The sequence below is a fragment of the Streptomyces sp. MNU76 genome (genome assembly GCF_020982545.1).
Classification (GTDB): domain Bacteria; phylum Actinomycetota; class Actinomycetes; order Streptomycetales; family Streptomycetaceae; genus Streptomyces.
The window spans coordinates 162,934-176,020 of the sequence record NZ_JAJKLK010000023.1 but is presented as its reverse complement, the minus strand read 5'-3'; the positions used below and the strand labels follow the sequence as shown (position 1 = coordinate 176,020).

Genomic DNA, 13,087 nt, shown 5'->3' with positions numbered 1-13,087 from the left:
CCTCTTCTCCCCTTCCACGCGCTCTCCCTCCTCTCCGCCAAGGAGCTATCTGTCATGCCCACATCAAAGTCGCCCATCTCGAAGTCGCCCACGCCAAAGTCGTCCGGCGCGTCAGATGCCACCAGTGCCCCGCGCCCCCACCGCACCTCGGTCGCCGCTGCCGGTCTCACCGCCACCGGCCTCACCAAGTCGTACGGCGACAAGCAGGTCCTGCGCGGTATCGACCTCGACATCCCGGGCGGCACCGTCTTCGCCCTGCTCGGCCCCAACGGCGCGGGCAAGACCACGACCGTCCAGATCCTGTCGACGCTCATCGCCGCCGACTCCGGAACCGCCCGCCTCGCCGGTCACGACCTGGACCGCGAAGCCGACGCCGTACGCAAACTCATCGGTGTCACGGGCCAGTTCGCCGCCGTCGACAACCTCCTCAACGCCGAGGAGAACCTGATGCTCATGGCGGACCTGCACCATCTGTCCCGCCGCGAGGGCCGGCGCCGCGCCGCCGACCTGCTCGCCCGCTTCGACCTCACCGAGGCCTCCCGCAAGCCCGTCGCCACCTACTCCGGCGGGATGCGCCGCAAGCTCGACCTGGCGATGACGCTGGTCGGCGACCCGCGGATCATCTTCCTCGACGAGCCCACGACCGGCCTGGACCCGCGCTCCCGCCGCACCATGTGGGAGATCATCCGCTCCCTGGTCGACGAGGACGGCGTGACGATCTTCCTCACCACCCAGTACCTGGAGGAGGCCGACCAACTGGCCGACCGCATCGCCGTGCTCGACGGCGGAAAGCTGGTCGCCGAAGGTACGGCGGAGGAGCTGAAGCGGCTGATCCCCGGCGGTCACATCTCGCTCAGGTTCGCCGATCCCGAGGCTCTGGAACTGGCCGCCTCCCACTTCGCCGCGACCGCCCGCGACGACGAGGAACTCACCCTTCAGATCCCCTCCGACGGCACCGTCCTCACCCTCCGCGCGGTCCTGGACATCCTCGACGGCGCCGGCGTCACCCCGGAGGCGCTCTCGCAGCACACCCCGGACCTCGACGACGTCTTCCTCACCCTGACCGGCGACAAGCAGCAGGAGATCTCCCGATGAGCAGCATCAGCTACGCGGCCCGTGACTCCGTCACCATGTTCCGCCGCAACATGAAGCGGGCGATCCGCTATCCGTCCATCGTCATCACCATCGTGATGATGCCGGTCCTCTTCCTGCTCCTGTTCAACTACGCCTTCGGCGGCGCGCTCGGCGCCGGTATCCAGGGCCCGCAGGCGGCACAAGGCGGGCAGGGCGGCGACATCGACTACATCGACTACGTCGCACCCGGCATCATCCTGATGACCGTCGCCACCGGCTGTATCGGAGCCGCCCTCAGCGTGTGCATGGACATGACCGAGGGCATCGTGAACCGCTTCCGCACCATGTCGATCTCCCGGGCCTCGTTCCTCACCGGGCACGTCCTGGGCAATCTGGTCCAGACCGTCGTCGGTACCGTCGCCGTCACCGGTGTGGCCCTGGCCATCGGCTTCCGGCCGAACGCCACCGCCGTGGAGTGGCTCGCCGCCGCCGGCCTGCTGACCGTGCTGGCCCTGGCCCTGACCTGGCTCGCGGCCGGCATGGGCCTGGTCGCCAAGACCATCGAGTCCGCCAGCAACATGCCGATGCCCATCACCTTCCTTCCGTTCCTGGGCAGCGCCATCGTCCCCACCGACTCCATGCCGACCGGCTTGCGCTGGTTCGCCGAGCACCAGCCCTTCACCCCCATCAACGAAACTCTCCGCGGCCTGCTGATGGGCACCGAGATCGGCAACAGCGGCTGGACAGCCCTGACCTGGTGCGTGGCCATCGGCCTCACCGGCTACCTCTGGTCCAAGTCCGCCTTCAGGCGAGGCGTCCGCAGCTGACCACGATTGACCCGCTCCGCCCCGGCCGAGGCGGAGCGGGTCAATCGTGGTCGGGCCCGGCACCCTGGCCAGGGGGTCTCTCGATCGCTGAGCCGGACTGCGCGGCCATGAACGCGAGATACCGGCTGAAGGCCGCGTGGCTGTCGGGGGTGAAGCGCCACTCCTGCAGGGCCGACCGCAGCTCCCGCTCCGTCAGCCAGCCATGCCAGGCGACCTCATCGGGATCGGGGACCGCGGCATCCGGCACCACGGCTTCGTGCACACCGAGCCAGTGAGGGCTCAGCTTGGTGTTTAACCTCGGCCGTTCACCTGACCTGCTGATCTTGGCTCGTTCCCGAGACAGCAGGGCGGCCGTTCTTCACGCTTCGAGGTGTCGAGCAACGTCGCGTGAAGGAACGGCCGCTGGTGAAGAGTCTCGCCGCTGAACAGTCCGCTGACGCCGCGTTGGGTGTCCTGTCCCACTTTCGTGTCGAGTTCTACGACTGCCTCTACACCCGGGCGGATGCGCTCTTCGAGCTCACCGACGCGGTGCTGTGCTCGGACGGCCCGGTCACCTCGCTGGTCGAGTTGACGCTCACGGCCGAGCACCGGCGCGGGCACGGAGCAATGTACGACGCCGTCAACCACGGCTGGCTGGAACCGCGCCGCCTGCGCAGGCTGCTGGCCTCCACGCCGCTGCCGCGAGCCGCCGACGGGCGGATCGTGCTCGCGGTGGACGTGAGCAACTGGCTGCGACCCGACGCCCCCACCAGCCCGGAGTTGCTGTTCTGCCACGTCTACGGGCGGGGTCGCAGTGCGGATCAGTTCATCCCCGGCTGGCCCTACTCCTTCGTCGCCGCACTGGAGACGGGACGCACGTCCTGGACTGCCGTGCTGGACGCGATGCGGCTCGGGCCGGCCGACGATGCCACCGCGGTGACCGCCACCCAGCTGCGGGAGGTGGTCACCCGGCTGGTGCATGCCGGGCAGTGGCGGCCGGGCGACGCGGACATCCTCGTCGTCATGGACACCGGCTACGACGTCACCCGCCTCGCCTACGTCCTGGCCGACCTGCCCGTCGAGCTGATCGGCCGGCTCCGCTCGGACCGCGTCATGCTCCGGGACGCCGGCCCACGCCGCTCCACCCCACGCGGCGGACAGCCCCGCAAGCACGGCGGCGTCCTCACCTTCTCCAAGCCGGAGTCCTGGCACACCCCTGAACAGGCCACGACGTGCGACACCACCCGCTACGGCCAGGCCGAAGCCCTCGCCTGGGACCGGATGCACCCCCCGCTTGCAGGCCCGTGGCCCCTGGCTCGACCACTGCGGTGAACTCCCTTTAATCCACGGCACGTTGATCCGGCTGAAGGTCGGGCACCTGCCCGGCGACCGCGACCCCAAGCCGGTGTGGCTGTGGTCCTCACGCACCGGAATGACCGGACAGGACGTCGACCTGCGGTGGCAGGCGTTCCTCCGCAGATTCGATCTTGAACACACCTTCCGGCTGTTCAAACAGACCCTGGGCTGGACCGTCCCCAAGGTCCGCGATCCACACACGGCCGACCTGTGGACCTGGCTGATCATCGCCGCCCACACCCAACTCCGCCTCGCCCGGCCCCTCGCCGAGGACCTCCGCCGACCCTGGGAACGGCCTGCCGAGCCGCGCCGACTTACCCCCGCCCGGGTCCGCCGGGGGTTTCGCCACCTCCGCGTGAAGACAGCCCGTCCCGCCGACGTGCCCAGACCCTCCAAGCCCGGCCCCGGACGCCCACCCGGCTCGAAGAACCGCAGGCCAGCCCCGCGTCACGAGCCGGGGAAGACCGTGAAACGAATCGAAACCCTCACCGAACACGTCCGCCTGAAACAGCAGCGAGGTTAATGATCAAGCTCAGTGGCTGTTGTCGTTCCGATCTTGAGTGGTGTGCGTCGAACGGGAGTGGGTCTGTAGCTGCGTACCCGCAGGACGCGCCGCAAGAAGCAGCGCCGGGGCATACCCTCCAAGAACGCCATCCCGAACATGAGGCCGGTCCACACCCGCCCTCGAGAGGCCGAGGGCCGCCGGCAGGCAGGGCACTGGGAGGGAGACCTGATCGTCGGCAAGGGCCAGGGATCCGCGATCGGCACGCTGGTCGACCGCGCCACCCGCTACGTCCGGCTCATCCATCTGCCCGGCGGCTGGAAGGCCCCGCAGGTCCGCGATGCGCTCGTGGAGCAGACCGGCGACTGGCCCGCTTCCCTGCGGCGCACGCTCACCTGGGACCAAGGCCGAGAGCTCCACCACCACGAGGAAATAGAGCACCTCACCGGCTTCCGGATCTACTTCTGCGATCCACACGCACCCTGGCAGCGCGGCACCAACGAGAACACCAACGGGCTGCTGCGGGAGTACTTCCCCAAGGGCACCAGCCTCGCTCACTACACTCTCCGTGACCTCACGCAAGTCGAACGGGAACTCAACGAACGTCCCCGCCACGTCCTCGGAGACCGCACCCCGGCCGAGGCCATGAGACGCTGGTCGAGAGAGCTCGCTTACCGCTCATTCGCAACGATCAGTGGAAACCGCCCACGGTCGAGCGGGCGGCTCTGCCATTCCGCCATGCCGGCCATCACGCTGTCGGTGATCGTGGAGATCGTCGTCCTCGACGCCTCGATGCCGTAGATCACCCGCAGGTGAGCGCTGATCTCACCATGGGTGAGGCCCTTCGCGGACAGCGACAGGACGATCTCGTCGATCCCGCCCAGCCTGCGCTGACGCTTCTTCACGATCTGCGGCTCGAAGCTGCCCGCCCGGTCCCGGGGGGCCGCGGTGCGGACCGGGCCGGAATCGGCGTTCACGGTCTTCTCGCCGTGTCCGTTGCGGTAGTTCTTCCTGCCGCCCTCGGCCCGCTCGCCCTTCTCATGGCCCAGGTGAGCGGTGAGTTCGCCCTCCAGGGCCGATTCCAGGAACACCTTCGTCAGCTGTTGCAGCAGACCGCCCTCGCCGGTCAGCTCCAGCCCCTGCGAACGGGCCTGCTCCATCAGCCGGCCCACCAGCTCCATGTCCAGTCCGGCCGCTGCCGCCTCCGCCTTCTCGGTGACGCCGGGCTCAGCTCGTTCTTGTCCATCACGGTAGGCATCAACTCTCCCAGTAGGAACGGGAGTTACACGGCTCACCGTACAGACCCTGCTCAGGCTCACTCGTCCCCCGCAGTGGTGTAGCGCACTTTTGCAAGCGGGTGCTTGCAATAGTTAGCGGGGGTGGGGCATGGTGGAGGCATGGCATCGCTCAACGTCGGCAATCTCGGTGAGTACCTGCGTGAACAGCGGCGAAACGCGCAGCTGTCGCTCAGGCAGCTCGCCGACGCCGCCGGGGTGTCCAATCCGTATCTGAGCCAGATCGAGCGCGGGCTGCGCAAGCCGAGCGCGGAGGTGCTGCAGCAGGTCGCCAAGGCGCTGCGGATCTCCGCCGAGACGCTGTACGTGCGGGCCGGCATCCTCGACGCCGAGCGGGACCGGGACGAGGTCGAGACGCGCGCTGTCATCCTCGCCGATCCCACGCTGAACGAGCGGCAGAAGCAGGTGCTGCTCCAGATCTACGAGTCCTTCCGCAAGGAGAACGGATTCGAGATCGGGGTCGAGGTGGGATCCGAGGCCGGATCCGAGGTCGAGGCCGCGGCGAAGAGTGACATACGGATCGACGCCGAAACAGCTGCCACAGCGACGACGGCGACGGGGACGGACATCGCGGGCGTCGAAGACGCCCCGGCCCCCGGCTCTCACAAGGCCGACGGCGGCGACGCCGGTCCGCGGCGGACGGCGAGCTGACCACGCCTACCGCGAAGCCGAAGTCCAAGCCGAAGCCCAGACCGGAGTCGGAGCCCACGCCGAAGCCGTCGAAGCGGACCGGAACGACCACCAACCCTCAGCAGTTAGCAACCCGGAGGACCCTCACCATGGCCATCACCGACGACATCCGCAAGGCCGTCAGCGACCCGACCCCCCTCTACTTCGCCGCCGGCACCGCCGACCTCGCCCTCCAGCAGGCGAAGAAGGTCCCCGGCCTCGTCGAGCAGCTGCGCGCCGAGGCGCCGGCCAAGATCGACGCCGTACGCCAGACGGACCCGAAGGCCGTGCAGGAGAAGGCGACCGCCCGCGTCAAGGAGACCCAGGAGAACCTCCAGACCAAGGTCACCGAGATCATCGGCACCCTCGACACCGACCTGAAGAAGCTCGGCGAGACCGCCCAGGACCTCGCGCTGCGCAGCGTCGGCGTCGCCGCCGAGTACGCGGTCAAGGCCCGCGAGACGTACGAGCGCGTCGCCGAGCACGGTGAGCAGGCCGTGCGCACCTGGCGCGGTGAGGCCGCGGAGGAGATCGAGGAGCTTGCGATCGCCGTCGAGCCGAAGTCCCAGCCGGTCGAGGTCAAGGACGAGCCGGCGGCCGCGAAGCCGGTCCCGGCCCAGGCCGCGCCCGCCCCCGCCGCGAAGAAGGCCGCGCCGAAGAAGGCTCCGGCGCGCAAGACGACGACCGCCAAGAAGACCACCCCGCCCGCCAAGTAAGCGGCAGGGCGAGCCGCCGAGTGGGCGACATAGCCGACGACGGAGTCGGTGACAGAGCGAGGGGTACGCGTGCAGGTACGTGCGTAGTGCCTCTCAGTACCTCGCGGTACGGAGACGGGCCGGGCACCTTTGGGGTGGCCGGCCCGTTCTACGGGTACGGTGGCCGCGTGGGAGAGACGGTCGGTATTCGGATGCGTGAACGGAACGGGCGGTGGTGGGCACCATGCTGATGAACGGCTTCGCGGGGTTCATGGGGCTGTTGCAGCTCGCTGTGATCGCACTCGCCGCGTTCGCGCTGATCGACGCCACCTTCCGGCGGGAGGACGCGTTCCGCGCGACGGACAAGCAGACCAAGGTCTTCTGGCTGGTCATCCTCGGGATCGCGCTCGTCGTCAGCCTGCTCTTCCCGCTGCTGTCGTTCCTCCCGATCATCGGCCTCATCGCCAGCATCGTGTACATCGTCGACGTACGCCCCGCAGTGCGGCAGATCTCCGGCGGCGGTGGCCGCGGCGGCAACCGGGGCTCCAGCAGCGACGGCCCGTACGGCCCCTACAACGGCGGCCGCTGACCTCCTTCGAGGTCGGGCCTCGTCCGGCCTCGTCCGAGCCCGAGCCTGCTCAGGCCTCCCGGTCCAGCAGGAGGACCGCCACATCGTCGGTCAGTTCGCCGCCGTTGAGGTCGCGGACCTCGTTCACGGCGGCGCGCAGCAGCTCCTCACCGCGCAGACCCTCGGCGAGCTGGCGGCGGACCATCTCCACCATGCCGTCCTGGCCCAGCCGTTCCTTGCCCTGGCCGATCCGGCCCTCGATCAGGCCGTCGGTGTAGAGCATCAGACTCCACGCGGCGCCCAGTTCGATCTGGGTGCGCGGCCAGCGGGCGTTCGGCAGCAGACCGAGGGCCGGGCCGCCGTTGTCGTACGGCAGCAGCTCCGCCGGCGGGGTCGGTCGGCCGCCCTGGCCGTGGCGGACGATCAGCGGTGCCGGGTGCCCCGCGAGGCAGAGGCCCGCGCGGCGGCCGTCGGGGGCGATGTCGACCGTGCAGAGCGTCGCGAAGATCTCGTCGCTCTCGCGCTCGTGCTCCAGGACGCGCTGGAGCGTGGACAGCAGCTCGTCGCCGCAGAGCCCCGCGAAGGTCAGCGCCCGCCAGGCGATGCGCAGCTCCACGCCGAGCGCCGCCTCGTCCGGGCCGTGCCCGCAGACGTCGCCGATCATCACGTGCACGGTGCCGTCCGGGGTGCGGACGGTGTCGTAGAAGTCGCCGCCGAGCAGCGCGCGGGAACGGCCCGGCCGGTAGCGGGCGGCGAACCGCAGGGACGAGCCCTCCAGGAGGGGGGTCGGCAGCAGGCCGCGTTCCAGGCGGGCGTTCTCCTGGGCGCGCAGCTTGGACTCGGTGAGTCGGCGCTCGGCCGTGTCGGACCGCTTGCGCTCCACCGCGTAACGGATCGCGCGGCTCAGCAGCCGGCCGTCCACTTCGTCCCGGAACAGGTAGTCCTGTGCGCCCACTCGAACCGCCTCCGTGCCGCGTTCGGCGTCGCCGGAGTCGGTGAGGGCCAGGACGGCGTGGCGGGGAGCCAGGTTCAGGACGTATTTGAGGACGGCGAGTTCGTCGTCGAGGGCGTCGGCCGACTCGGTGTCCGGGTCGGTGGGGCGGGGCGGGGCCGGGAGTGCCAGGTCCAGGAGGATGCAGTTGACGTCGTCGGTCAGCAGCCGCTGGGCCTCGGTCAGGTTGCGGGCGGTGCGGACACGGATCGGCTTGCCCGCCGAGTCGAGCAGTTCGGGCACGTTGAGGGAACCCGCCGGGTCGTCCTCTATGAGGAGGACCGTGAGGTTGGTGGGGCCGGGCTGGGGGCCGGGCCCGTGGCACCGGGGCCGGCGGCGTGGGGGCCGGGCTGGTTTGTGGAGTTGTCTGTCGGGGCCAGGGCCGAGGCGTTCATGGCAGCCCCCTCTCCGGACGGTCCGCCGGCCGCGGACGCGGCGTGCGCCTGACCACTCTCCGCGGCCGGGATCGCTCTCTGCCGCGGTACGGGTACGGGCATCGTGTTGGGTTTCCTTCCCTCCCCCCGAGGGCACGGCGGGCGAGGGACCTCGACCCACCGACGGGGACCTTAGCGCCAGGCGCCGTCGCAACGGAATGGGAGACGGGGCGTCGGGTGGTAAACAGCCGACGTCATATGCCGCATCCCGTACCGCACTTGGACATGGCAGGGCTTTCCCCTGGGATGACGAATGTCACGCGACGGAGGTTGAGCCGGGTGGCGAAGGTGTCGAGAGTCACGTGGGGTGGCTCACGGCGGGGTGTGGTGGGCGTGGGCGGACGGTGCGGTGTGGGTGGGGTGCGGTGGTTTGGTGCGGTACGGGGTGTGTTGGAAGCCGGGGTGTTGAGGTGCGGTGTGACGCGGGAGTGGTGGCGGGGCCGGTTCGGTGCGGTGTGACGCGGGGTGTCGCCGGGGTGCGGTTCGGGTGCGACCGTCGGGGTCGCACCCTCAGCCTCCGGCCCCAGCCGGTCGGCTCAGCCCTCCTCGTCCCTCCTCGTCGGCCCGTCAGCTCACGCGTCCGGGCGTACGACGCCCAGGATCCGCATCGTGCCCGCGCCCGCGATCGACACCTTCCGGTTCGGACGGGGCGCGTGGACGATGGAGCCGTCGCCCAGGTACATGGCGACGTGGCTGGCATCGGCGTTGTAGATGATGAGGTCGCCGGGCCGCATGTCCTGGATGTCGATGTGCTTGAGCTGACGCCACTGCTCCTGGGAGGTGCGGGGGATGGTCAGCCCGGCGGCGGCCCACGCCTCGCTGGTGAGACCGGAGCAGTCGTAGGTGTCGGGCCCTTCGGTGCCCCATTCGTACCACTTGCCTATTTGGTTCGTGGCGAACTCGACGGCCTTCTTCCCCTGCGGCGTCGCCTTGCCGTTGATCTCGGCGAGTATTCCGGAGTCCAGCCACGCCGCCTGTGACTTCTGCGCGGCCTCCTCCTCCAACTGCGCCAACCGCTCCCGCTCGTCGTCCTCCAGCTGGGCTTCCAGCTCCTCGGCGGCGGCGATCTGCTTCTTGATCTTCTTCTTGGCCTTCTCCTTGGCCTTGCGGTTGGTCTCCAACTTCTCCCAGCGCGCGGAGGCGTCCTTGGAGTACTGCTCCAAGTCCTGCTGGGTCCGGGTCATTTCGGCGAGCAGACCCTTCGTCGCGAGCTGGCCCTGACGCAGGCGGTCCGCCCCCTCCAGGAAGTCCTGGGGGTTCTCGCTCAGCCACAGCCGCACCTCGGCCGGGAGGCCGGCGCCCCGGTACTGGGCGCGGGCCGCGGCGCCGATGAGGTCCTGCAACTTGTCCAGCTTCTGCTGGCCCTTGACGACCTCGTGGGCCAGATCGACGAGCTCCTCGGACTGCTTGTCGGCCTGCTCCTCGGCCGCGTTGTACGCGTCCGTGGCGACCGCGGCGTCGTGGTAGAGGCCCTCCAGCTTGGTGCGGACGCGCTCCAACTCCTCGTTCGTCACCGGAGTCGAGCCGGGCGAAGGCGAGGACGAGGACGAGGGTGTCGGTGTCGGACTCGGGGTCGGCTCGGCCGGTTTCGTCTGGCTCGCGTACGCGGTGACCGGCGCGCCCAGGACGGTCATCGCGCAGACCACGGCCACGGCCACCATGGTCAGCTTCCGCTTGCCGACTCCCATACCTCTTGCCCCCAACCCCAATGGATACAGAACTGATTAACCGTCAGTAACTTGCCGGTGCCCGGGTGATCGTGTCACGACGTCGCGGAATGCGACAGAGGTGGGCAAGAACTCGCTTCTGCCCGCCGCCTCTTCCTCCCTCCCCTGCTCCCACCTGCGTGACACCGCCCTCGACTGTCCGACGAACGGCCCGCGGCGATCGTTCCCGTGCGTCACGAAAATGTTGCTCTGCGTAATCGAGAGTGGTGGGCGCCGGGCGCGCGGCCACGAGGATGTGCGGAGGCGAGGGCGTACGGGGGCGACGACGCGCGGAGACGAGAACGCGCGGAGACAAGAGTGTGCGGAGGCAAGAGTGTGCGGAGACAAGAGTGTGCGGAGGCAAGAGTGTGCGGAGACGAGGGTGTGCGGAGGCGAGGGTGTACGAAGATGAGGAGGCGGGCGGGGCTCTCGGCTAATGGCGGGGCCGCGGCGCCAACGCCTCCCACGCCACAGTGACTTCGCCCTGGCGCCAGCGCGAGACCCCGTCCCGTACCGGCCAGTCCGCGCTGAGCGTGCGGATCGTGCGGATCCAGCGCTGCCGGGCTCCGTACGAGGCGTAGGGCGCCGCGGCCGCCCAGGCGCGGTCGAAATCGCGGAGGAACGCGTGCACCGGTTCGCCGGGGACGTTGCGGTGGATGAGTGCCTTGGGGAGGCGTTCGGCGAGATCGGAGGGGCGGTCCAGGGAGCCGAGCCGGGTGGCGAAGGTGACCGTACGGGGGCCCTCCGGGCCGAGGGCGACCCAGACGTGCCGGCGGCCGATCTCGTCGCAGGTGCCCTCGACGAGCAGACCCCCGGAGGGGTACGAGGCGGTGGGGAGTGGGGGCTCGCGGCGCGGAGGTCCGTGGTGCGAGGGCCTGGGGTGTGCGCGCCTGGAGTGGGATGGGGCGGGCGGGGAGAGGGCGGTGCGGCCGGTTCGAGGCGGGCGCACAGGCGTTCCCAGACGGCGGCGACCTCGTCCTCGTCGTACTGCCGGAGCACGTTCGCCGCCCGGATGAGGGTGGGGCGGCCCGGCACCGGTACCTCGAAGCCGCCGTGCCGGAAGGTCAGACCCTCGCACGCATAGGGCTGGGCCGCGGTGACCCTGGCCGGGTCGATCTCGATGCCGACGACTTGAGTGCGGGGTGCCGCCGTGCGGAGGCGGCGGAGCAGTTCGACGGCGGTCCAAGGGGCGGCGCCGTAACCGAGGTCGACGGCGAGGGGGGCGGTGGCGCGGCGGAGTGCGGCACCGTGCGTCGCCGCGATCCAGCGGTCCATGCGACGCAGCCGGTTGGGGTTGGTGGTGCCACGCGTCACGGTGCCGACTGGTCTGGCCATGAGGTGAGCGTATGTCCGCCTCCCGGGGGGGCGTGCCCCCACTCCCAGCGAGCTCAGCTCATGCCACCACGCTCCCACGCCCCTCCCGCGCCCAGGCCGCCACACCCCGGCCGCCACGCCCCCACGCACTCAGGTACTCGAACGGTTGAGCGAAGCTAGGTAATAATTGCGCAAAGGGGAAATGGAACGGCCTCCTCCGGTGTTCCCCCTCCCGAGAGGGACCCCACGCCCTCCCGACGGCATGCCCGGAGCGAGGAGGAACGCCACGTGAGCCACTACGTCAGCAGGCTCGGGCGACGTTCCCCGGCCGGCGCGGGGCGGCTTCGGCTGCACCGCAGGCCGCGCCGGGTCGCGATGCTCTCGGTGCACACGTCACCGCTGCACCAGCCCGGCACGGGCGACGCGGGCGGGATGAACGTCTACATCGTGGAGCTGGCGCAGCGGCTGGCCGCCCAGGGCATCGAGGTGGAGATCTTCACCCGGGCCACCACCGGCGCCCTGCCCCCCGCGGTCGAGCTGGCGCCCGGCGTCCTGGTCCGGCATGTCGACGCGGGCCCGTACGAGGGGCTGGCCAAGGAGGAGCTGCCGGCCCAGCTCTGCGCTTTCACGCACGGCGTGATGCAGGCGTGGGCGGGCCACCGCCCCGGCCACTACGACCTGGTCCACTCGCACTACTGGCTCTCCGGCCACGTCGGCTGGCTCGCCGCCCAGCGCTGGGGCGTCCCCCTGGTGCACGCCATGCACACGATGGCCAAGGTCAAGAACGCCGCGCTCGCCGCCGGCGACACCCCCGAACCCGCCGCACGCGTCATCGGCGAGACCCAGATCGTCCGCGCCGCCGACCGCCTCATAGCCAACACGGCCGAGGAGGCCGACGAACTCGTACGCCACTACGAGGCCGACCCGGCCAAGGTCGCCGTCGTCCACCCGGGCGTCAACCTCGACCGTTTCCGTCCCGCCGACGGCCGCGCCGCGGCCCGGGCCCGCCTCGGTCTGCCCCAGGACGCCCTGATCCCGCTCTTCGCCGGCCGTATCCAGCCCCTGAAGGCCCCCGACGTCCTGCTCCGCGCCGTCGCCGTCCTCCTCGCCGAGCGCCCCGAGCTGCGGTCGAGGATCGTCGTACCGGTGGTCGGCGGGCCGAGCGGCAGCGGGCTCGCCAAGCCGGAGGGCTTGCAGAAGCTGGCCGCGCGGCTCGGCATCGCCGATGTCGTACGGTTCCGGCCGCCCGTCGGGCAGGAGCAGCTCGCGGACTGGTTCCGGGCGGCGTCCGTGCTGGTCATGCCGTCGTACAGCGAGTCCTTCGGGCTGGTCGCCATCGAGGCGCAGGCGGCCGGTACGCCGGTGCTGGCGGCCTCGGTGGGCGGTCTACCGGTCGCCGTGCGGGACACGGAGACGGGCTTCCTGGTCCAGGGCCACGATCCCGCCGCGTACGCGCGCGTGCTCCGCGATTTCGCCGACGCCCCCGAGCTGACCGCCCGCATGGGCGCGGCCGCCGCCCGCCACGCCGAGTCCTTCGGCTGGGACACCTCGGCCGCCGCCACCGCGGACGTGTACACGGCGGCCATGCACGACTACCGCCGCCCCCGGGCCAGGGGCCACCACGGGTGAGCCCCGGGGCCCGGCCGCGGCTCCGCAGTCGACCCCCGCGTACCGGCG

General features: G+C 70.5%; 9 protein-coding genes and 4 pseudogenes. 8 read left to right on the top strand and 5 right to left on the bottom strand.

The features are described from left to right. Positions 1 to 54 precede the first annotated feature (54 nt). Complete coding sequence (locus E4N62_RS38230; protein ID WP_230222004.1) at positions 55 to 1,095, top strand: ATP-binding cassette domain-containing protein; 1,041 nt, start codon at positions 55 to 57, stop codon at positions 1,093 to 1,095. Beyond that, positions 1,092 to 1,901: an ABC transporter permease gene (locus E4N62_RS38225; RefSeq protein ID WP_230222002.1), complete on the top strand. Its 810-nt coding sequence runs from the start codon at positions 1,092 to 1,094 to the stop codon at positions 1,899 to 1,901. Before E4N62_RS38230 ends, E4N62_RS38225 begins: the two co-directional genes overlap by 4 nt. 40 nt (positions 1,902 to 1,941) lie before the next feature. On the opposite strand, the gene E4N62_RS38220 is transcribed toward E4N62_RS38225, so the two are convergent. After that, positions 1,942 to 2,148 carry a hypothetical protein gene (locus tag E4N62_RS38220; RefSeq protein WP_374117168.1) on the bottom strand — a complete coding sequence of 69 codons (207 nt, stop codon included), beginning with the start codon at positions 2,146 to 2,148 and terminating at the stop codon, positions 1,942 to 1,944. A gap of 197 nt (positions 2,149 to 2,345) precedes the next feature. On the opposite strand from E4N62_RS38220, the pseudogene E4N62_RS38215 reads away from it, so the two are divergent. After that, positions 2,346 to 3,759 (top strand): annotated as a pseudogene (locus E4N62_RS38215) (NF041680 family putative transposase). Positions 3,760 to 3,828: 69 nt separating this feature from the next. Continuing rightward, positions 3,829 to 4,539: an IS30 family transposase gene (locus E4N62_RS38210; protein ID WP_268270301.1), complete on the top strand. Its 711-nt coding sequence runs from the start codon at positions 3,829 to 3,831 to the stop codon at positions 4,537 to 4,539. Here the strand turns inward: E4N62_RS38210 and E4N62_RS38205 are convergent. Then, positions 4,446 to 4,919, bottom strand: a pseudogene (locus E4N62_RS38205) (transposase); the annotation flags it as partial. The gene E4N62_RS38210 and the pseudogene E4N62_RS38205 sit on opposite strands and share 94 nt — an antisense overlap. Positions 4,920 to 5,135: 216 nt before the next feature. Between E4N62_RS38205 and E4N62_RS38200 the strand changes: the two are divergent. From E4N62_RS38200 to E4N62_RS38190, 3 genes are all read left to right on the top strand, one after another. Continuing rightward, a complete protein-coding gene (locus tag E4N62_RS38200) occupies positions 5,136 to 5,684 on the top strand; it encodes a helix-turn-helix domain-containing protein (protein ID WP_230222000.1) in 549 nt (182 codons plus the stop codon). Positions 5,685 to 5,812: 128 nt separating this feature from the next. Then, complete coding sequence (locus tag E4N62_RS38195) at positions 5,813 to 6,418, top strand: hypothetical protein (RefSeq protein ID WP_230221998.1); 606 nt, start codon at positions 5,813 to 5,815, stop codon at positions 6,416 to 6,418. A 223-nt stretch (positions 6,419 to 6,641) separates the two neighbouring features. Next, the gene (locus E4N62_RS38190) at positions 6,642 to 6,986 is read left to right on the top strand and encodes a DUF2516 family protein (RefSeq protein WP_230222095.1); all 345 of its coding nucleotides are present in this window, start codon (positions 6,642 to 6,644) and stop codon (positions 6,984 to 6,986) included. 49 nt (positions 6,987 to 7,035) lie between these two features. Here the strand turns inward: E4N62_RS38190 and E4N62_RS38185 are convergent. The 3 genes and pseudogenes from E4N62_RS38185 to E4N62_RS38175 all read right to left on the bottom strand — a co-directional run. Beyond that, positions 7,036 to 8,511: pseudogene (locus tag E4N62_RS38185) on the bottom strand (SpoIIE family protein phosphatase); the annotation flags it as partial. A 451-nt stretch (positions 8,512 to 8,962) separates the two neighbouring features. Beyond that, positions 8,963 to 10,078, bottom strand: coding sequence for a C40 family peptidase (locus tag E4N62_RS38180; RefSeq protein ID WP_230221996.1), 1,116 nt, complete (start codon positions 10,076 to 10,078; stop codon positions 8,963 to 8,965). A gap of 451 nt (positions 10,079 to 10,529) precedes the next feature. Next, positions 10,530 to 11,431: pseudogene (locus E4N62_RS38175) on the bottom strand (class I SAM-dependent methyltransferase). Between the two features lie 267 nt (positions 11,432 to 11,698). Here E4N62_RS38175 and mshA point away from each other — a divergent pair. Beyond that, positions 11,699 to 13,039, top strand: coding sequence for a D-inositol-3-phosphate glycosyltransferase (mshA, locus tag E4N62_RS38170; protein WP_230221994.1), 1,341 nt, complete (start codon positions 11,699 to 11,701; stop codon positions 13,037 to 13,039). Positions 13,040 to 13,087 lie beyond the last annotated feature (48 nt).